Annotated in this window: 25 protein-coding genes, 1 tRNA gene and 2 pseudogenes; 14 read left to right on the forward strand and 14 right to left on the reverse strand. The window is 54.0% G+C overall.

The window, feature by feature from the left end; translation table 11 throughout:
* Positions 1 to 41: 41 nt before the first annotated feature.
* The 3 genes from FSY59_RS26095 to cysM all read right to left on the reverse strand — a co-directional run bounded on the left by FSY59_RS26095 (position 42) and on the right by cysM (position 2,066).
* Positions 42 to 269 (reverse strand): sulfurtransferase TusA family protein, encoded by a 228-nt coding sequence (locus tag FSY59_RS26095; RefSeq protein ID WP_003052800.1) that lies wholly within the window; start codon positions 267 to 269, stop codon positions 42 to 44.
* 68 nt (positions 270 to 337) lie between these two features.
* Entirely contained in the window at positions 338 to 961 is a 624-nt protein-coding gene (locus FSY59_RS26100; protein WP_003052798.1) for an NUDIX domain-containing protein, read from the reverse strand.
* A 199-nt stretch (positions 962 to 1,160) separates the two neighbouring features.
* Complete coding sequence (cysM, locus tag FSY59_RS26105; protein WP_003052795.1) at positions 1,161 to 2,066, reverse strand: cysteine synthase CysM; 906 nt, start codon at positions 2,064 to 2,066, stop codon at positions 1,161 to 1,163.
* 40 nt (positions 2,067 to 2,106) lie between these two features.
* On the opposite strand from cysM, the gene FSY59_RS26110 reads away from it, so the two are divergent.
* Positions 2,107 to 2,191: transfer RNA gene (locus FSY59_RS26110), tRNA-Leu, on the forward strand.
* Between the two features lie 244 nt (positions 2,192 to 2,435).
* Here FSY59_RS26110 and FSY59_RS27490 read toward each other — a convergent pair.
* The 5 genes from FSY59_RS27490 to FSY59_RS26130 form a co-directional block, all read right to left on the reverse strand.
* Positions 2,436 to 2,582 (reverse strand): hypothetical protein, encoded by a 147-nt coding sequence (locus FSY59_RS27490; RefSeq protein WP_003052792.1) that lies wholly within the window; start codon positions 2,580 to 2,582, stop codon positions 2,436 to 2,438.
* A 326-nt stretch (positions 2,583 to 2,908) separates the two neighbouring features.
* A complete protein-coding gene (locus FSY59_RS26115; protein ID WP_003052789.1) occupies positions 2,909 to 3,250 on the reverse strand; it encodes an RNA-binding protein in 342 nt (113 codons plus the stop codon).
* Between the two features lie 107 nt (positions 3,251 to 3,357).
* Positions 3,358 to 3,564 carry a hypothetical protein gene (locus FSY59_RS27970; protein WP_080553866.1) on the reverse strand — a complete coding sequence of 69 codons (207 nt, stop codon included), beginning with the start codon at positions 3,562 to 3,564 and terminating at the stop codon, positions 3,358 to 3,360.
* Positions 3,565 to 4,269: 705 nt separating this feature from the next.
* Positions 4,270 to 5,133 carry a transglutaminase family protein gene (locus tag FSY59_RS26125; RefSeq protein WP_255439779.1) on the reverse strand — a complete coding sequence of 288 codons (864 nt, stop codon included), beginning with the start codon at positions 5,131 to 5,133 and terminating at the stop codon, positions 4,270 to 4,272.
* Between the two features lie 215 nt (positions 5,134 to 5,348).
* Entirely contained in the window at positions 5,349 to 6,662 is a 1,314-nt protein-coding gene (locus FSY59_RS26130; RefSeq protein ID WP_255439775.1) for an RNB domain-containing ribonuclease, read from the reverse strand.
* A gap of 513 nt (positions 6,663 to 7,175) precedes the next feature.
* Here FSY59_RS26130 and FSY59_RS26135 point away from each other — a divergent pair.
* Positions 7,176 to 7,832 carry a hypothetical protein gene (locus FSY59_RS26135; RefSeq protein ID WP_003052777.1) on the forward strand — a complete coding sequence of 219 codons (657 nt, stop codon included), beginning with the start codon at positions 7,176 to 7,178 and terminating at the stop codon, positions 7,830 to 7,832.
* Between the two features lie 220 nt (positions 7,833 to 8,052).
* Here the strand turns inward: FSY59_RS26135 and FSY59_RS26140 are convergent, their stop codons facing one another.
* Together FSY59_RS26140 and FSY59_RS26145 are read right to left on the reverse strand one after the other, a co-directional pair.
* Positions 8,053 to 8,304, reverse strand: a complete 252-nt coding sequence (locus FSY59_RS26140) for an RNA-binding protein (protein WP_003052774.1) — start codon at positions 8,302 to 8,304, stop codon at positions 8,053 to 8,055.
* Between the two features lie 132 nt (positions 8,305 to 8,436).
* Positions 8,437 to 8,655, reverse strand: coding sequence for a hypothetical protein (locus FSY59_RS26145; protein ID WP_080554076.1), 219 nt, complete (start codon positions 8,653 to 8,655; stop codon positions 8,437 to 8,439).
* A gap of 390 nt (positions 8,656 to 9,045) precedes the next feature.
* Between FSY59_RS26145 and FSY59_RS26150 the strand changes: the two genes are divergently transcribed.
* From FSY59_RS26150 to FSY59_RS26170, 5 genes and pseudogenes are all read left to right on the forward strand, one after another.
* Complete coding sequence (locus tag FSY59_RS26150; protein ID WP_003052769.1) at positions 9,046 to 9,228, forward strand: hypothetical protein; 183 nt, start codon at positions 9,046 to 9,048, stop codon at positions 9,226 to 9,228.
* 229 nt (positions 9,229 to 9,457) lie between these two features.
* Positions 9,458 to 10,069: pseudogene (locus FSY59_RS26155) on the forward strand (recombination-associated protein RdgC).
* A 59-nt stretch (positions 10,070 to 10,128) separates the two neighbouring features.
* Positions 10,129 to 10,527 (forward strand): hypothetical protein, encoded by a 399-nt coding sequence (locus FSY59_RS26160; protein ID WP_148729963.1) that lies wholly within the window; start codon positions 10,129 to 10,131, stop codon positions 10,525 to 10,527.
* A gap of 396 nt (positions 10,528 to 10,923) precedes the next feature.
* A complete protein-coding gene (locus tag FSY59_RS26165; RefSeq protein ID WP_141567890.1) occupies positions 10,924 to 11,148 on the forward strand; it encodes a hypothetical protein in 225 nt (74 codons plus the stop codon).
* Positions 11,149 to 11,157: 9 nt separating this feature from the next.
* The gene (locus FSY59_RS26170) at positions 11,158 to 11,388 is read left to right on the forward strand and encodes a hypothetical protein (protein ID WP_003052745.1); all 231 of its coding nucleotides are present in this window, start codon (positions 11,158 to 11,160) and stop codon (positions 11,386 to 11,388) included.
* 119 nt (positions 11,389 to 11,507) lie between these two features.
* Here the strand turns inward: FSY59_RS26170 and FSY59_RS26175 are convergent, their stop codons facing one another.
* The gene (locus FSY59_RS26175; protein ID WP_148729964.1) at positions 11,508 to 11,813 is read right to left on the reverse strand and encodes a hypothetical protein; all 306 of its coding nucleotides are present in this window, start codon (positions 11,811 to 11,813) and stop codon (positions 11,508 to 11,510) included.
* Positions 11,814 to 12,553: 740 nt separating this feature from the next.
* On the opposite strand from FSY59_RS26175, the gene FSY59_RS27840 reads away from it, so the two are divergent.
* From FSY59_RS27840 to FSY59_RS26205, 5 genes and pseudogenes are all read left to right on the forward strand, one after another.
* Positions 12,554 to 13,018: a hypothetical protein gene (locus FSY59_RS27840; RefSeq protein ID WP_255439776.1), complete on the forward strand. Its 465-nt coding sequence runs from the start codon at positions 12,554 to 12,556 to the stop codon at positions 13,016 to 13,018.
* A gap of 331 nt (positions 13,019 to 13,349) precedes the next feature.
* Positions 13,350 to 13,607 (forward strand): hypothetical protein, encoded by a 258-nt coding sequence (locus tag FSY59_RS26190; RefSeq protein ID WP_003052732.1) that lies wholly within the window; start codon positions 13,350 to 13,352, stop codon positions 13,605 to 13,607.
* Between the two features lie 188 nt (positions 13,608 to 13,795).
* Positions 13,796 to 13,921 (forward strand): annotated as a pseudogene (locus FSY59_RS27845) (DNA cytosine methyltransferase); the annotation flags it as partial.
* 97 nt (positions 13,922 to 14,018) lie between these two features.
* Positions 14,019 to 14,738 (forward strand): DNA cytosine methyltransferase, encoded by a 720-nt coding sequence (locus tag FSY59_RS27580; protein ID WP_255439780.1) that lies wholly within the window; start codon positions 14,019 to 14,021, stop codon positions 14,736 to 14,738.
* Positions 14,739 to 15,042: 304 nt separating this feature from the next.
* The gene (locus FSY59_RS26205; protein WP_148729967.1) at positions 15,043 to 15,822 is read left to right on the forward strand and encodes an integrase; all 780 of its coding nucleotides are present in this window, start codon (positions 15,043 to 15,045) and stop codon (positions 15,820 to 15,822) included.
* Positions 15,823 to 16,226: 404 nt separating this feature from the next.
* Here FSY59_RS26205 and FSY59_RS26210 read toward each other — a convergent pair whose 3' ends face one another.
* The 3 genes from FSY59_RS26210 to FSY59_RS27850 form a co-directional block, all read right to left on the reverse strand.
* Positions 16,227 to 16,586, reverse strand: a complete 360-nt coding sequence (locus FSY59_RS26210; RefSeq protein ID WP_148729968.1) for a hypothetical protein — start codon at positions 16,584 to 16,586, stop codon at positions 16,227 to 16,229.
* A 30-nt stretch (positions 16,587 to 16,616) separates the two neighbouring features.
* Positions 16,617 to 17,381 carry a response regulator transcription factor gene (locus FSY59_RS26215; protein WP_080731651.1) on the reverse strand — a complete coding sequence of 255 codons (765 nt, stop codon included), beginning with the start codon at positions 17,379 to 17,381 and terminating at the stop codon, positions 16,617 to 16,619.
* 490 nt (positions 17,382 to 17,871) lie between these two features.
* Entirely contained in the window at positions 17,872 to 18,051 is a 180-nt protein-coding gene (locus FSY59_RS27850) for a hypothetical protein (RefSeq protein WP_232536043.1), read from the reverse strand.
* Between FSY59_RS27850 and FSY59_RS26225 the strand changes: the two genes are divergently transcribed.
* Both FSY59_RS26225 and FSY59_RS27500 read left to right on the forward strand, forming a co-directional pair.
* Positions 17,969 to 18,592, forward strand: a complete 624-nt coding sequence (locus tag FSY59_RS26225) for a hypothetical protein (RefSeq protein WP_232536044.1) — start codon at positions 17,969 to 17,971, stop codon at positions 18,590 to 18,592. The genes FSY59_RS27850 and FSY59_RS26225 overlap by 83 nt on opposite strands.
* A gap of 76 nt (positions 18,593 to 18,668) precedes the next feature.
* The coding region (locus tag FSY59_RS27500; protein ID WP_187427991.1) for a hypothetical protein at positions 18,669 to 19,170 on the forward strand (502 nt) is incomplete at its 3' end.

Consider the following 19,170-nt stretch of genomic DNA (forward strand, 5'->3'; position numbering starts at 1 on the left):
GGCCTGCAAATGCAGGCCTTTGTCACGTCAAGCACCGGTCTTCAACGTCGGCGCAGGATATGGATGAATTCATCACCCACCGTCTGCTGCTCCACCAGTTCATTGCCGGTCTGCTTGGCAAAGGCCTGGAAGTCCCGGATGGAGCCGGTATCCGTGGCCACGACCTTGAGCAACTGACCGCTTTGCATGGCGGCCAGCGCTTTCTTGGCCTTGAGAATGGGCAGCGGACAGTTCAGGCCGCGGGTGTCAACTTCTTGGTCTACGTGCATGGGGTGAATTCCTCGTCAGCGCCGATTGTAGAAAAACCGGGCGCTGGCAGCAGCAGCGCGGTCTTTGCTCAAACCAGAGCAGGGGCCACGGTAAAGCGCGGGTCATCGGCCCAGCGTCGCACAGGCCATTTGGCGGGATCAGGCTCGGGGTTCTGGCCGGGACGGAAAGCACCAAAGCGCGGCTCAAAGCCTTTTTGCTTGATCCACTCTGCCAGCGCGTAGCCCGTGCCCGCAGGCCAGCACAGCGACTCCTCGGCCGTCTGCCAACGATATTCCAGCAGCTCCGGAGAAAGCCTCACGTCTTCGGGCCTGCCCTCCACGCGCACATGGTAGGCAATCAGCACCTGATTCATGCGCAGAAACTCCGAGCAGCACAGCAGACGCAGCGCTTTCACGCGCAGCCCTGTTTCTTCGAGCACCTCGCGACAGATTCCGGCTTCGGGCGATTCACCGGCCTCCATAAAGCCTGTGATCAGGCCGAAAACGCCCTCCTGCCACAGCGCATTTCGCGCCAGCAGCACGCGACCATCGTCACCTTCCACCACGGCCGCCAGCACCGGTGTGGGATTGCCCCAGTGCGTGAACCCGCAATTCGGGCAGCGCAGACGCTGTACCTCGCCGCTGTCCTCGCTGGCCACAATCCATTGCAGCTCGGTCGCGCAATTGGAACAAAAGCGGACTTCATAAGCCATATGAGGCTCTCCGTATTCTTCACGACTTACGCAAAACGGATTCAGGCGAGGCGTCTGCCTCAGAAGGCAGGCCGCCGTTGCATTCTTGTTTGCGCAAGTCCTATTCTTGATATTGATAGCAGTCAGCGCTTGATGGATAAGCGCTGCCTGTCATTTGGAGCTTTGATTCACTTTTGCGCTATCACGCAAAAGACATGGCTCATGCCGGGAACACGCCGGTAGAGAGGTAACGATCACCGCGGTCGCAGACCACAAACACGATGGTGGCGTTCTGCTCGCGCTTGGCAATCTCCTGGGCCACCCACAATGCACCGGCGGCCGAGATGCCTGCGAAGATGCCCTCTTCGCGCGCCATGCGTCGGGCCATGTCTTCGGCATCGTCCTGGGACACATAGACTAGCTCGTCGACCAGCGAAGCGTCATAGATCTTGGGCAGATATTCCTCGGGCCATTTACGGATGCCAGGAATGCGCGAGCCCTCGGAAGGCTGAGCGCCGATGATCTTGATGTTCGGGTTCTTTTCCTTGAGGAACTTGGCCACGCCGGTAATGGTTCCGGTAGTACCCATGGCACTCACGAAGTGGGTGATCTCGCCACCGGTCTGCTCCCACAGTTCCGGACCTGTGGTTTCGTAGTGGGCCCGCGGGTTGTCGGGGTTGGCAAACTGATCCAGCAACACCCCCTTGCCCTGCGCCACCATCTGGTCGGCCAGATCGCGCGCATATTCCATGCCGCCGCTCTTTGGCGTCAGAATCAGTTCGGCACCGTAGGCCTTCATGGTCTGGGCGCGTTCAATGGACAGATCCTCGGGCATGATCAGAATCATGCGATAGCCCTTGATGGCAGCAGCCATGGCCAAGGCAATGCCGGTGTTACCCGACGTTGCCTCAATCAGTGCATCGCCCGGCTTGATTTCACCGCGCTCTTCAGCACGCTGGATCATGGACAGCGCAGGCCGGTCCTTGACGGAGCCGGCCGGGTTGTTGCCTTCGAGCTTGCCCAGCACTACGTTTGCACGTTCGCGGTTGGCATCCGCGCCGATGCGTTGCAATGCCACCAGCGGCGTGTGACCGATAGCATGTTCGATGGTCGAATAAGTTTTCATGTCCAATACTGTGCCATAATTCGCGTCTGCGCTAAGCGAAGCCCGGGTGGTGAAATTGGTAGACGCAGGGGACTCAAAATCCCCCGCCGCAAGGCGTGCCGGTTCGATTCCGGCCCCGGGCACCACGGATGTAATGCTATAACTTTTGAAGACGTTCCGGGAAATGTTCCGGCATGTGTTCCGGTTTTGGCAAAAAGATTGCCTGCACGATGACTCATCTTGCAGGCAATTTTTTTTACAGCTTCCAAAGTTCAAGACTGCAGACACCCAGGCACCATTGATCATGCGTTGGTAAGCTGCTGATCGAAGTGCCGGCGCGGCTCTTTTGAGACTGTCAAAAGTCGCGCCGACACAAAGCCTATCCCTTACCTACTTGCTTTCAACCAGTGCCTCAGAGTTCAGGACCGGCGCAACTGTTTCGGACTCAGTAGCTTTGCGCTGAGCCTTCTCAGCCTTCTTTTTCTTTTTCTCGAGCTCCCGCTGCCTTTTTTCGAATTGGTAGTTGGGTTTTGGCATCAGGCGATTCCTTAGTGGTTTAAGTTGCCCACCATAACCGATGAACCGTCCTGGAAAGCCTTAGTTCGCCTGGAACTGTTTTTTGTTTGGCTTCCTGCTCAACTTGACGACCTGCATGCTGATGCCAAGGATGAGCATCACAAGCATGGACGTTGCGACCTTGCCATCAGCCCGCGCAACCACAAGCTAGACCTAACACGCTGCATTCCTCAAAACCCGCACCTCATAGAAGGCCCGCGAGCAGTCTGCAAGCCGTAGCAATCGGCCCACTCACTGGAACAAAAACGCCCTCGAACTGAGGGCGTTTTCTTGAGTTCGCAACTAGATCAGTAGCCGCCGCCATAGCCATCGTTGCCATAGCCAACATTGGGACGAGAGCTGGCACGGAATTCGCGATTGCCACCGAATCCACGACCTTCTTCACGAGGTTTCGCAAGATTGACAACGATCGAACGTCCATCGACGGACATGCCATGCAAACCAGAAATAGCTGCCTGGCATTCGTCCGCAGACGTCATTTCAACGAACGCAAAGCCCTTGGAGCGCCCAGTCTCGCGATCCATCATGACTTTGGCAGAGGTTACGGTTCCGAACTCTGCAAAGTTGCTTCGCAGGCTGGAGTCGGTCACGGAGTATGGCAGGTTGCCAACGTAAATTTTTGTGCTCATGGGAGCCTTTTCTAGTGGTGACGCATCAAGGATTGACGCATCGTTTGAATGTGGCAGTGGGAATGGGAATCCACAGCAACCGAAAAAGTTGGGAGCTCGTTAGCGGCTCAGCACGTCAATGGCTGCATGGAGGTATGCAGCCAGCCTTGGGTTACAGCAAAGATCTTTGCTGCTTCGGTCGAGGCAAATGTTTTGTCAAAGCGAAAAACACGGCAATAGTTGCTGTTCTGCCTTGTGCGCTGAAGTGCGAAGGAAGCTTGAAAGCGACCACAATTGGTCTTGTGTGATGTGGGCGTAACGAAGTACTTGCCCATGGCGATAGGAGTCAGTGGAATCTAGTTCAATCAGAGCAGGCTAGCAGCCCGCATGAGCTTTCGATAACTCGATTGGCTGCTGCTCTACAGCCAACGGTGCGAGATGCCTCGCAAAAAATTCCTTGCCGGACGACGTTCTTGCCTTCCGGAAGACGCTGCAAGGCGACTAGTTGAAGTTTGCAGCTGGTGCCAATCATAATACTTTTACATAAGAAGCGCAAATTTTATTATTTTTTCTTTGCTTGGTGCTCTGCACATCTGCGGGCTACTGCTCCCGCTCATCGAGCGTCTGCCGTTGGTCAGTTGCAGGCAGCCACAAGGGGCCCAACGCTAGGCTGACGCGGCATCAAATATGCCGAATGGCACCAACACCAGCACCTGCTCGGCCTCCTTCACTGCCTCTGCCAGCCACTGATACAAGCGTTCGCTTCACATCTCCAGCGCCAGAATGGCTAGTACACAAGCCATTCCCTGCGTAAAGTGGATACACAACCTGAAGCGGCTTCTACCCACTTTTTTGCCTGCGTCTAAATCGTAGCGATGTTTGCAGCCACCCTCCTTTGCCTTGTAGTGGACACATCAGATAGCAACGCCCTGACTGTCAGCCTGAGAGAAGCCTCGGTTTCTTACTAGAGATTGGCGGCACACACGCTACTCCAAAGTACCGCAGCAACTTCTACCTCAATGCCTGTGCATCACATCGGACTATTCCGTTGACAGAGCAAGCGACGTATAAACGGGCCACTCCCAATTCTTCTTCTCCGAATGTTCAACTTGAACATGAATGTGCGCAGGCTCACTGATCACGCTGCCAAATATGGTTGCGAAAGCCACATCTGCGGCATCCCGCCCCGTTGCAATTCGCATCAGCCCCATGGGAATAGACGTTCCTGATGGGTCAAAAATAAACCAGCGATATCCCAGATAAACTTCCACATAGGCGTGGAAATCGCTTGGCCCCAGAGCCGGATCAGCGCCATAGTCAGTACCTGTCACAAATCGCGCAGGTAAGTTGATTGCTCGGCAAATCGCTATCATTAAATGAGCAAAATCACGACACACACCTACCCGCTCGATCAGCGTGTCGACTGCTGAAGTTGTACCAATAGACGTATTCGACCGAAATGTCACGTTTTGCCTCACCCAATCACAGATCGCTTGGGCTCTGGTGTAGCCTTGCGGCAGATGACCAAACCGATCGACCGCAAACTTCGACAATCGGTCCGACTGGCAGTAGCGGCTGGGATAGACATATTGCATCACCTCTAACGGCAACCGCCGAACAGGCACCTCTGAAACGTATCCTGGCTCGGCCTTATGGTGAGAAATCTCTACGATTGCCTCGTAATGCACAGTCAGTGTGCCAGGCTTGGCACTGACCCTTAGACAACGTTGCGTGACGTCTTGACATTGCTGAATCTCCCAGTCAGCACTTGCCTCACTTACTGTCAAATGCTCAGATGACACTTGTTGATGAGAAGTATTAGCAGCATGTATGTAGAAGAAAAAATCTGCATCGTGCTCTAAAACTTGGTAGTTCAACTTCAGTTGAAAATTAAGTCTGATCATTGCAATCCCGGGCACCCAGAACATCAAGGAAAACTCCTGTCGCTGATCAAGCATCCATCTGCGTCGCGCATTCTGGGTTGCCATTGGAATATGCGCTTCAAGCAGTAGCTCCGGAAATGCCTGCCGCATGCCAGGGGGATATGAAAAACCTTTTCGGCAGAAGATCACCTCCTAAACTCTCCACTTCTGCCAAGACCAATATTTTCCATTGAATCTCAATGAACGATAGTGAAATCAATAAATCCTCGCTCAACTGAGGTAGAAACAAGCTTTACCTTCACTTTTTGACCCACATTAAGAGTAGGGAGGTCTCCCTTCAAGCGACCTTCTGCGGGAGGTTTAAAAATACGCACCCAAGTTCCGCGCTCCCCTACGCCAATGATGAGCCCTGCAAATATTTCACCTCTTCGATCATGCAATAGCAAAGCAGCCTCCGACTTACGCACCTGCCTTTCTACTTTTTGAGCCGCATCCTCTTGAGTGGTGCAATGTGTGGCAAGAGCCTCCAATTCATCGTAGGTATAGGGGGACTTTTCCCCAGCAAGGGTAGATTTGAGCAGACGCAAGGTAATCAGATCTGGGTAACGTCGATTAGGGGCTGTTGAATGCATGTAGTCTTGCACCGCTAATCCGAAATGGCCGATAGATTGCCCGCGCGGGCGCTCAACCACATATTCACCTCGCCCCATCAACTTTATGATCACCAACGATAAATCCGGAAATCTCAAGGGATCTGCCTGGTGCTGCATTGCAAGAAATGCCTGCAAAGCCTCTCCATCAGGCTCATCTGGCAAGCTCCAGCCGTAGCTTTCAGCGACTTCGACAATTCTCTGCCAACGCTCTGGTGAACGGACTACCCTTCGCAATGAAGCGGTGCCTTGCGCGGCCAAGAAGCGCGCCGTGCAACCGTTAGTCGCAATCATCAACTCCTCAATCAATTGACGAGCCCGATTGTGTGGCTGTTGACGAATGTCGATGATGATGTCGCCGTCATACACAGCATGAGGCTGAAAAGTTTCTAACTCCAGCGATCCTTGCGATCGCCTTAGCAATCGCAGTTTCTGAGCGAGCTCATCTTGCATCCTCAACTGGGTGTCCATCCCCGCAACTTTCTGCGCAGACTCTGGCAACTCCCCGACTCCCTCGAACCATTCCGACACTGCGTCGTATGCAAGCTTTGCTTTGTTCCGCACAACTGCCCGATATATGTTCGACTCAATCAGAAGACCATCGCCACTGAAGGTCATCTCTGTGATAAGAGCCAAGCGATCTTGATCTTGGTTCAAAGAGGTGAGACCTGTACATAGCTGCTCTGGCAGCATGGGAAACACTCGAGCAGAGCTATAGACAGAAGTTGTATTTAGCCTCGCATGTTCATCAATCGGAGAGCCTTTCTTGACCACGCTGTCAACATCAGACACGGCAACGAAAACCCGAACCTTGCCCTGCTCTAGTTGCTCGATTGATGATATTTGGTCAAGGTCGCGTGAGTCATCGTTATCAATTGAACACCACAGCAGTTGAGTCATCTGATGAACTCCATGGCCAGACTCTTTCGCGTGACCAGATAGGAGAGACAACTGTTCGAGGACGCCGTGAGAGAACTCTGCTTCCAAGCCTCGGCTATACATGGCCCAGGCCGCGAGGATTGAGATATTTTCTCGGTGATTCGATAGAACGTCTTGCATGGTGCCTTGACCTTCCATATTTTCAATACATTTTGAACCACAATAGCTCATTGTCAAATGATATATTCAATTATCTAGAGCACTACCACAGACATTAGCAGGCATAAATTTTCTACTTGAGGGAAATCCAAAAAATATTCAAACTTAAAATTATATAAACTCAAAAAATCAGTACTTAAAAATCTTAACAACCATCTTCAAAATGTATTTTTCACGCTGAAAATTAAATATAAGTAATATTTCGTATTATTTTTTATTTAAATACAAGCAATGGAGTATCCTAATAATAAAAAATCAAAATAGCTCGCAGTAAAATAACATGCAAAACTGAATTTGATTCAACCGAGATAAATCATGCGCATCCCTCAATTCTTATCTACCATAGATACTGAATATGGGAAACCATTTGAAGGTGGATTCTATGGCGGATTAATAAATATTAACTCAACCATTTATGCGATCGTTTGGGCTCCAAAATCCACCCAAATCAAAGAAAAAATTGACGTTGAAAAAGCGAATGCATTTGATCCCGCTGACAGCAGCAGCAATACTATCGCTTTAGCAGCTGCAGGAAGCCCGCTCGCTAAAGCTGCACTTGCAGCAAACATCAATGGCTATAACGATTGGCTGATACCAGCACGTGACGTATTGGAGCTGGGTTATCGCATGCTAAAGCCATCTCCAAATCGGAACTATGCGAACTATTTTGATGGTGTGAATCACAATAGTCTTCCCGAGGGAAAGCACTACTCTGACTCCTTCCCAGCTCAAACCATCGCACCAGATTTCCTTGACGGAGGATCTGAATCCTTTGATCTTGCTTGGTACTGGTCTAGCAGTCTGCACTCCGGAGGGGTGGCGTTCTGCCAGCATTTCGAAGATGGCTATCAAAGTCACTATCACTCAGTGTCAGCGGTCGGCCTCGCTAGGTTTGTGCGCTTGGCCCAAGTTCCTGTCCAAGCCCTGACAACTACACCCATAGACGCACAGTCCATCAATTTGCACCATTGACCAAGATGTACGGCCCCAGGAAGTCATGGTGCATTCTTCAGCCTGTAACAGGAGAAAGCACTATGGCAATCCGCCTGGCTGCCAGTGTCTTGGAATGAAAGCTATTTGGGTCAGCGAAAATATTGTGAAGTGCGTCAGAGAAGAGCATTGAGCTCGAGAATCTGGAAATGCAAAAGCCCACACCTTTACAGATGCGGGCTTTTTTACGCCGAGTAAAAAATTACTTGCGTGTGTTGGCTAGAGATACAGAGATCACTCGACCACCCAATGACTGATCATTCAGGGAATCGATCGCTGTTTTTGCCTGGGCAGCCGTTCCCATTTCAACAAAGCCGAAGCCGCGCGATTGGCCTGTATTACGGTCAGTTATGACTTCGGAGGACAGGACATCACCGCAGCTAGAGAAATGAGATTTCAGCGTTTCACGATCGACGCCATAGCCAAGATTCGATACGTAGAGATTGCTTTGCATAGGGTACCTTCTAAGTGAATTTCGCTGCGTTTTTTCGGAGCGAAAGATGATTCCCAAGAGAACCACGAGAGTGCTTTGGTGAAGATTAGTCAGTAGCCAAAGCTTCTACTGAGGGATGAAAACTGATGCAGCTCAATTCAACTGGTGACCAAGCACCATGCTCCGGCCTTCTGCCAAAGCATATTTAGAGGCAAGCGACTCATCGGAAAAATGCGGGATGAACCGAAAGATTCGGTCATAAGTACCACGACGAATAGAGACAGCAGCAGTGAATTGACCGCTTGCGTCAGTCTGGGTGAGAGGTGTGACCACGTAGCGGCCAATCTGCTCTGTAGTGTTTTTGTGCAGCATGAAAGCGGACGATCGCACGCACGATTACGCAGACCGTCAAATGAGATAGGGAAGGCCCTTGCTAAGTACAGGGGCAACGCAGATCCGCGAGGATGTTCAGGATCTGGTGGGGTTCGCCTAGAGGGGTGCGACCACCGCGTGCTTTGCTAGAAGAGCGGCTACCTGCGGCCAAGGGGCGGCATTGGTGTCAGACAGGCGCTGTTGGGGCGAACGACCTTAACAGCGAGTGAAACCAGTATAGGTGAACCGAAAGACCTTTGGTTGGAAATCTTCGGCACTTCCTGCTTGACGCTCCTTACATCAAGACCTTCAAAAAATATAGTGGTAGACCACTACGGATTAACCATGTACTGTGGGGCTGACGTCCGGATAGCTACAGAGAGCCTCGCAATGATCAAAACGAAAAAATCCACCGTTCACCATGTCGTGGAGGCCAAGCGATGGGAGCTCAGCAGGGAAAAAGAGCGCATCACCTATCCACCAGAGCATACCGGCCCAGTTCAAATGAATTGGCGCACACGAGAAAACTACTCCGCCACCGACCTCGACTACCGAGGCCGCAGCAAGATTTAGAGTGCTTCCGCAGAATTGCCTTTGCCCGCCATTGCGCGGGCTTTTTTATGAGTATCACAAGCATGACAAATCACACCACCGACAAGCGTTGCGGAAGCTGCGGCGCGCCTCTTCCTGAAGACTTCAAAGAAGAGCAGGGTCAACCACTTCCTTGCGGCCACTAACGGCCTCCAATCTCTCCACATCAGAGCCCGCCAATCAGCGGGCTTTTTCTATTTCATGAGTCCTGATGTTCAAGAGCATGATCATTTACCGCATTGCTGAGAGCTGGCAAAGCGATCTGCAGGTGCTGGAGGATGCGCTGCAAAAGACAATTTTCTAGGAGTGCGGCGCCACACAGGAGCGCTCCGTGGGCCGGGTGCTGCCGCGCGGCGAGCAGCACGGCCCGCTGGTCGAGCAGCGGGTGGTGCGCTTCATGACCGAGGCCAAGGTGCTGCCGGCCAGCGTGCTCAATCGCAAGGTTAACGAGAAGGCCGAGCACATCGAAAAGACCGAGGGCCGCAAGCCAGGCAAGAAAGAGCGCCGCGAACTCAAGGACAAGCTGGCCATGACCTGGGACGACCGGGTGAGCTTTGTGCTGACCGAAGGCCTGCAGATCAAGAACATCACGCTGCTGGATGCGGTCATGGACGGCAACAGCAAGGACGACAGCGGCTTTGATACCGATGTAGCCATAGCCACCGGCGAGCTCTCCCGCCTGCTTCCCGACCTGATCGAAGCCCTGGGCGGCGAAGGTCGCACCGGCATGGGCGATCTGCCCGCCTCGCTGGCCAACAGCGCCAGCACGACCGGCCCGAATGCCGCACCAGCCGACACATCTCCAGGCGAAAGCCCGTTCTAGCCATTCACTCTTCAATCCCCTGCCCGCCATACCGCGGGCTTTTTTCTTTGGAGGCCCCCATGAGTCTGACTTTCGTGAATCACAACGGCGACCCCATCACCGATTCCCGCTTGGCTGCCATCCGAGCTCGAGGAATGGAGCTCGAGCGCCAGCGCCGCCTGGCAGCCAAGGCGGATTCGGTGTCCGTGCACAAGGGCTGGCGCGTCTCGGGCATCAAGCCCGGAATGCAGGAAGAAGCAAAGCAGGCGCACGAGCGGCTCTGCCAGATGGCACAGAAGGCTGGCGGCAGGCCGCCAGAGCCCTTTGATGAAACTGCGTGGCTGCGCACAGCCAAGCGCACCGCACTGCGAAGCAAGCCCTGGACCCTTCAAGCTGCTGCCCAGCAATGCAAGGAGATAGCCATTAAGACCGGCTGGCTTGAGGTGCAGCGCCAAGAAATCAAGAAGCTAGTCGCTTGAGCGTACGGGTAGTCCTGCCTATTACCAGCTCTACATGCCATAGATGCAAACGTATCAATCGTCAAAATTCCCATGTAAGTGTTTGCGCTAAACCGGTTTTTTCCATGAAATGCGCGTACCGTAGGAACAAGGCGATTGGTCAAATAACCTGCCTGCATAGATCCGAAACCTATAGCTCTCAAATCGATTGGACGGCTCGAAATCTCCAAATTTCAAGCATGTCCGAAATCGAGCCAGATCAAAGATGGGCAAGACGTGGCGCAGTCAATTGACCATCTAAGTGAGCTTCTGCCTCTGGTGCTTGCTCAAGCCTAGTCCCCTTTCGGAACTGCTTTCTTTTCCACTAAAGCAAGGCGAATCCTTGAGGATTGCTCAACTGACAGGACCGGAGATTCAATGCAACGTGAAGATCTAGCAATTGCTCCAGCGCCGCAGGCGCTGCAACCAGAAATCATCAGTCACTCGATTTCTCACGATGATCATGTGCGGTCGCCGAATGTGCCTATGAAAAATAGCGATGTGGACATCGACAATCCGGACGCAAGGTCAGCGCAACCCTCCAATGCTATGCAGCTGGAGGCAGAGCATGGTTGGGATGTATATCCAGATCGAATGACATAAGGAGTTTTTATGCATGAACTTTCTCAACGCAAAGTTCACGGCCTCTGGGCAAACCTGAAGTGCATGTTTTTCCCGTGGCCAAAAGCAGAAGAGCCGGAAACGAGCGCATCCCAAAAAACTGAAGCCAACAAGCTGGCCGGCTTTCAACCAGGAAGCACTATTGCAGGAATCATGCTGACACTTGCAATCTTTGGCATGGTTGCTGCAGGCTACTTTGCTTACAGGTATGGGGCTTTCTGAAAAAGCCTTCTTTCTATTCTCATCTCATGGAAATTTACGATAAATAAAATAGCAAATATCTCCAATCTAAAGAGGCCCGCCATCGAGCGGGCTTCTTTACTGGAGCGGGGCTGAGAAGCCTAAATTAGTGACAAGAGCAAGCGCTCAATGCCCATCTTTATTCTTTCAAGCCTGTCCCTGAAGCTCTTTCCCTCTTCCACAAGCCTTGCTAGATCGGACTGCTGCCTGGCCTCTTTAAGAGCCGCAAGATGCAGATCCAGCTTCTCCCGCTGCTCAGTCGCCTGCTCTATCAATCGCTCTATCTGCGCCTGATCAGACGCGTTTGCGCTCGCTTTCTGTGCACGCTTCATAAGCAGGTCGATATGGTCCAAGCTAGCTTCGGATTCACGGATGTGTCTGTCAGCCATCTGTTCTATCGTTTCCATCACGGCCTCCTTGCAGTGAACCCACTGCCTTGCGAATCCGGCTGGCCAGCCCAGAAGAGCTGACTCGTTGAGAAGGAGCAGGTCAAACCTGCCAGCAAACCTTTCCCGTAAGGTACTGCAACGGACCTACCGATGCCAAAAGATCCGTTGCCAACCACTTTGCCCCTAGTGCAAAAGCATCTGCATCAAGCGCCTCTACCACCCTTACACAACTTCTAGCCCGCCACAGAGCGGGCTTTTTGCTTTCTGGAGCCCTATGTCCGTGCTATCTCCTGCCCTTCGCTACCACGGCGCCAAGTTCAGGCAGGCGCCCTGGGTGATGCAGTTTTTTCCAGACCATCGGGTCTATGTCGAGCCATTCGGTGGAGCGGCTGGCGGGCTTCTCCAAAAGCCAGCGCTTACGCCGAGGTCTATAACGACCTGGACGAGGACATTGCGAACTTCTTCCGCGTGCTGCGCGATCCAGACCAGGCCGAACAGCTGATCCAGTCGCTGCACCTCACACCGTATGCGTGAGCTGAGTTCGACCTGTCCTATGAGGACTGCGCTCAGCCTGTCGAGCGAGCAAGGCGCACAGCGGTAGGTGCTGGCATGGGCTTCGGGTCAGCTGGCGCAACCAAGGGAGTCACGGGCTTGCGCATAGACACGGCCACCTCTGGAGCCGCTATCCTGGCCAGCTATCTGCCGTCATCGAGCGCCTGCAAGGCGCCCTGATCGAGAACAGGCCTGCGATCGAGGTCATGCAACAGCACGACACGCCCGATACGCTGCACTTCGTAGATCCGCCTTATGTGTTCGGCACACGCTCACTGCGCAATGTCGTACAGGGCTGCTATCGACACGAAATGACAGACGAACAGCACATGGAGCTGCTGGACGTGCTGAAGAACCTGCAGGGTATGGTCGTTCTGAGCAACTATCCCTCCGACCTCTACGAGCGCGAACTGGGTGGCTGGCAAGTCCACACCACCGGCAGCCGCATATCTGCTGGTCGAGGAACAGCGGTCAAAACAGAAGTGCTTTGGCTCAACTCAGCCTGCCAGCAGCGCGTGACTGCACCGCCCGCTGTTCAGCAAGCGCTTGAGATCCAGCTCGAGCAAACAACACCCCAGCCCGCTGCCGTTGGCTTTAAGGCCAACAGCTGCCTTACTCGGGATTTGGCGACTCAAGACACTGATCTAACCAATCGCTTGGCAGCTCTTTAATCAGCAATATGTATTCCGCAGCGAGCTGCTCAGCGTGCAACTCCGTCTCAGCCGACCCCACCTGAAAGTAGTGCGTCTCTCCACCGTGAGCACATACCCCAACCCTGGCCGCATACATCGAATCGAGTCCGCTCTTCGATGCCGATGAAAACACCTGCAAACCCTGAATTGTGCGCTCCATAAGCCATCCTCCAAAAAGCGAGGTCAATCCTACTGCGGTTAGAGAAACTCACGAGCAGCAACGCAGCACCTCGGGCATTGCCCATTCGGAATGACATCGTGCCAGGAAGGAGCAAGCGTAAGCTGTAGACAGAGTCACGGAGGAGCGGACATGGCGAGCAATGCTTCACAACCCGCGCAGACATATCGCTACGAACTGCTGCCAAACAACCTTCACGCTGATTGGACAATCATCGTTGACAGGGTTCGCACAGCCTATGACAGAAAGCCGGAATCGGCCACACAACTGGAGAACGCTCGCCAGCACGGGTTCGGCTTTGTGCGCGCACTCGCGGCAGCTGGACTGGTGACCGTGGCCGCCAAGGCAGACCTGATGGAGCTATTGCTATACCCCAGATCGTCCTGCTGACTGCGGGGATGCCCAGTCTATCAACGGCTCGCAACTCACTCTCGCTCCAGCCGACACTGGCCCGGGCGACCAGTCACCACCTATCCACCAATCACAGCCCGCCACTGGGCCGGCTCTTTGCTTTCTGGAGCCCTATGCGAGCAATTGACCTTTTCGCCGGCGCCGGCGGATTCAGCACCGGTGCGGCCATGGCTGGCGTGGAAGTAGTCTGGGCGGCCAACCACTGGCAGCTTGCAGTGAAGTACCACGCGGTAAACCATCCAGCCGCAGACCACCTCTGCCAGGATTTGCACCAGGCCGACTACAGCGAAGTCCCCGCCGCCGAAATAATGCTGGCTGCGCCCTGCTGCCAGGGGCACAGCAAGGCACGCGGAAAGGCAAAGGGACCCGCAACACGATGCAAGCCGCAGCATCGCCTGGGCGGTTGTCAGCGCCGCCGAATGCCTCAGGCCGCAAGGCATCGTGATCGAGAACGTGCCCGAGTTCCTGCAGTGGATGCTGTTTCCGGCTTGGGAGCTGGCAATGCAGAAACTGGGCTACTCGCTGTCACCACGCCTCGTGGATGCAGCGGATCACGGTGTGCCACAGCACCGCGTGCGCATGTTCATCATTGCCACCAAAAGCCGCGCACCGCTGGTGCTGGACCTGCCGAAGCGCATGCACATACCCTCCAGCGCCTTCCTGGACTTTGACTCGGGGAGCTGGAGCCCGATCGACAAGCCTCGCCGCTCTTGCGCAACCCTGGCACGCGTTGCTGCCGGCCGCGCCGCCCACGGTGACCGCTTTCCGGCACGCTACTACGGCAACGGCCCTGGGACCACCGGTCGTAGCCTGCACCGCCCAATCGGCACGGTCACAACAAAGGCGCGTTGGGCTCTGATTGACGGCAGCCGCATGCGCATGCTGACGGTCCCCGAAAGCTGCGCGGCAATGGGGTTCCCGAAAGACTACCAGTTGCCCCCGCAGACGCACCAAGCCATCCACATGATCGGCAACGCTGTATGCCCACCCGTTGCGCGCGATGTAATTCGCGCCCTCACTGAACAACCTTGGCAGACGTATTCTTGTCTCTCGCGCTCATGCCAGGGCGTGGCTGACTGGAGTGGTTTTCACGCCTTCGCGCGGGATTAGCTTAGGAGCTGTCAGATGACTGGAGCCTATCCACGACTGCGCACCAGGACGCGCCGCCGTAAAAGCGGCAAGGTCGTGGTGTATTACTTCTATGACGCATCGACAGAAGGAAACGGGGAAATTCCCCTTGCTACCGACGTCGATAAAGCAATCGTCCAATGGAAAGAAGTCACTGAGAACGCCCCCCATAGCGCGCGCATCACCGGCACGCTGGAGAAGGCTTTCTCCCGCTGGGAATCAAAGGTGCTGCCGACATACAAAAGCGAAGAGACCCAAAAAGGATATGCCAAGAAAGAACCTCAGGATGAGGCGCCCAGTCTTTGCCGAGGCCACCTGGGACCAGGTGAGCCTGCCGGTGATCAAGGGCTACCTGACAAAGCGCACGGCAAAGACCCAGGGCAATCGGGAGATGGCCCTGCTTTCGGTCATCTGGAACTGGGCGCGCAGCGAAGGCCTCACCTCGCTGCCATGGCCAGCGGCCGGCATGGAGCGCAGCAAGTGGAAGAACAAGGAAAAGGCGCGAAAGATCAAGGTTCGGGACGATGTGTTTGCGACGATCTGCGCCGAGGCAGCCCAGCACATCAAGGACTGCATGGACCTCGGATCCGGCACGGGCATGCGCCTCACTGACTGCATCACGGTTCTGATGCCTCGCGGAAACCTGCTCACACTGGAGGCCAGCAAGACCGGCAAAGAGGCCGAGTGGGACTTGAACCTGTCGGCAGTGCTGCCCGACCTGGTGCGCAGACGCAAAGCCCTTTCGGCTGATCACCTGATGCTGCTCTCCACGGCAGATGGTCAGCCAGTGTCACCCCAGGCGCTTCGCTATGGCTGGGACAAGGCCCGAGGCGTGGCCGTAGAGAAGGCCAGCGAGCGTGGCGAGGCTGAGCTGGCCGAGGCAATCAAGCAACTCTACCTGAGGGACATGCGCAAGCGCGCCGCCCAGAAAGCGGGCAGCCTGGAAGAGGCATCCAAACTGCTGCAGCACAGCGACGAGCGCCTGACAGAACGCCATTACGGCGGCGTCCGGAGGCTGAAACCAGTAGGCAAAAAAGTGTTACGGTTTTGCCTTCTCTGCCTATAAAGAAGTGCGCAAAAAAAACCCGGAAGACATCGGCCCGCAGGCCGCATGAATCCTCAATTCTTCACGGGACTCAAAATCCCCCGCCGCAAGGTGTGCCGGTTCAATTCCGGCCCCGGGGCACCACATACTAAAAGCCGATAAGTCTCAAGGACTTAGCGGCTTTTTATTTTTACCGGCTTGGCTCCTTTTTCCCTGCGACGATCGCGGTTGATTGATTGGCCGTTCGTGAAAAAGACTGCAAGCTCATGGCGCAATTCGAGGCCAATTCGCCAAACCTCGCGCCAGCACCGCCAGCAAGTTAACGAGCGCAAGCCAAGGCAGCAGCCGGGACTGGTCACTGCCCAGCATCTCGATTGGAACCACACGGCGCCTGTCTTGCTCTGTGTGTGCGACAGGCTCTGCGCCTATCTGCTGCACGACATCCGATCCGCGAGCCTGCGCATGATTTCTGCCAGTTCAGAAGATGACGCGACGCCGAAGTCATCGGCAGCGAAGAGCCAGGAAGGCCCCCCGCCCAGTCTGTGCACGATAGATGCTGCTTCCCAGCCAGTCGTACCAAGGAACCTGATGAAGCGGGAGAACTGCTGAATCACGGCAATGCGGACATTGATTGTGTGGCCTGCACCGGGCGAAAAGATTGAAAAACCTTCAGACAAAGCGACTGACAGTTGGCGCCCCGGCATTGCACTATCAAAAATATCAAGCTCAATATTCAAAGACCGATTTATCTTCCAATTATTCCTGTAAGAAAAATTCGATTTCATTAATTTCAAAGTCCCTGCGTTCAAAAATATCTAAATGATACCTTTCAATACCGCATATCTGACAGCCTGCGCCCGGGTTCTGACCTGCATTTTTCGGTAAATATTTTTCACATGCGTCGATACCGTCAAAGTGCTTATTTTCAAGTAGGACCCAATCTCGTGTGTTCTTTTTCCTTGAGCTATCAATCGCAAAACCTCTTTTTCTCTTTCAGTCAATGGCTCGTAGTTCTTATATTCAAGAGGATTTTCTTCAGGAATGGAGGTTTGAAATATCTTAGGCAGTATTTTCTTCGCAACAATCGGAGATATGGATGCCCCGCCATTGGCCACTTCCAGCACGGCCTGCGAATAACTCCCAAACCATGAGTTTTTCAGCAAATATCCCAAGACACCTTTTTTGAAAGCGTCCATGGCGACATCATCTTTTTCACTGGAAGATATTGCAATACTCAACACACCGGGCATTCTCAATTGAACCCAATCCAGTAAATCAGCCCCCTGTCCTTCGCTGAGAGAGAGATCAATGAGGAGCACATCGAACTCCTGCGCAAAGATGCTCTTGCGTGCCTCCCGGTAGCTGGAAGCTTGCCCTACCAGGATGGTCCGAGGATCACGCATGAGCTCCTGCGAGATCACATTCCGGATGTGGCTGTCCTCGTCGACCAGAAAAACCCGCACGGGCTGGCTCTTCTGACCCTTCATGTCAGATGGCCACATATGCCCCAGGATAGAGGACGTGACTTCGGTGCCGCCTGCATCAAAGCGTGGCCCCTTGGATGAGTCAGAGAGGTACATGTGACACCCTATCTGGTGTAAAGGAAAGTTAAAAAATTTCCAGAAAAATAAAATCTCATCCCGCAAAAATCCATTGAAATCCCATAAAGAAAAATTAAGTTTATTTTCTTACAATTTTTCACTTCATAAGTGGGTATTAATTCCAAGCCGTCGATAGAAATTAGATAGAAACCCTTTGATTTTGAAACACAAGAGATAATATAAAAATGAAATAAAGATTACTTTTTTTAACACTGTAAGAATTTTCCGCCAAATACTATATTTTTAATAGCAGCGATTTCAATCGTCACATGGAATTATTCATTTCTTTCAAATGAAAATCTTCCTTGAAAAATACCTTAAAAAAGGGTATTACCGTTTGCACATCGTTTTCTGAAACTGCTTCCAACCGAAAGCGTGTTTTGGAAAGTAACTTAAAACTCCAAAACATGATGGCGGTTAACACTGGCCTTTGCTTAATACCGAGCACTGGTCTTTCGCTCACACACTCTCAGTTGTCTGAGAACTCGCTATTCAAAGGAACGATCATGAAAAAGTCTCTGATTGCCATGGCGGTTATTGCGTTGGCTGGTGTTGCATCTGCTGCCGTGAGCAGCTCCAGCATTGCTGCAACTAACACGACGTCAAGTGCATCGTCTGCAACGCTGTCGGGCGCAGCCAGCTCGGGCAACGGAAGTGCGCTGAGCATGAATAGCGCCACCTCCGGTGCAACCTCGAATGCGAACGCTGCCGGCGGCGCTATCGGCGCAGGCAGTTTTGGCATCGGTGGGGCAGCTGTCGGTGGTAGCGCAACGACCTTCGGCAACGTCAAGAGCCTTTCCGCAACCACCGGCAACGGTGTTGCAGGCGGTGTGGCTGCAACCAATGCCAATGCAGGCTCGGGCGCTGCAGCTGGCTACAGCGCCGGCCCGGTGAGCGGCACAGCCTTCGGTGGAGCTTCTTCGCAGACGGCGAATGTCGCTGCAACTGGCGCCGGCCCTGGCGGTGGCCTGGCTTATATCAACAACAACGCGGGCACCACCTCTGGCTACAACGCCACATCGGGAGCCGTTTCCTCACCCTGGGGCGCGCTGACCAATACGACATCGAACGCTGGCTCTGTGGGTACCGTCCACCAGAACGCCGGGGCATGGGGTAATGCCGGCTACCTCTCCAACGGTGGCGGCACTTCCGGTACTGCTGGTGCAGGCTCTACCGCCAATGCCAACTAAAGCAGAAGTCCCAAGATAGTCGTGTTTGTCCCGGGCCTGGCTGCCTGGCCGGGCTCGGGCAACGTAGGAGCCAAGCATGAAACTCTCAATAGCTCTGTTAAGTCTTTGCGTTCCTTTGTGCAGCTATGCGCAAAGTGCCGACAGCAGCGCGCAAAGCTCCTCCAGCTCCTCATCCGTGGGGGCACAGCAGAATCAATCGGTCACCATTGTCAATCCGGTTGCGGCTCCTGCGGAGAGTCGGTCGGTGTCCACAATGGAGAGCAGGTCCACCTCGACTTCCGACCAGAACATTACAACGAACGGAACGACAACCCAGAACCTCAACAACACGGTGTCCGGGACTTCCAAGAACATCGTGGAGTACACGGGCACCTACACCATGAAGAACGTTCCCAGCGTGAACGGTCCCAACCTCACGACCAGCAACGACACCTGCATGGGCAGCAGCAGCGGCAGTGCCAACGGACCCGGCTTTGGCGTGAGCTTCGGCACGACCTGGACGGACGAGCATTGCAAGCGCCTGAAAATGAGCCGCGAACTCTGGAACAAGGGCATGAAGGCCGCCTCGCTGGCGATGG

Origin of the sequence: Comamonas sp. Z3 (assembly GCF_008121565.1) — a bacterium.
Lineage (GTDB): Bacteria > Pseudomonadota > Gammaproteobacteria > Burkholderiales > Burkholderiaceae_C > Comamonas > Comamonas brasiliensis.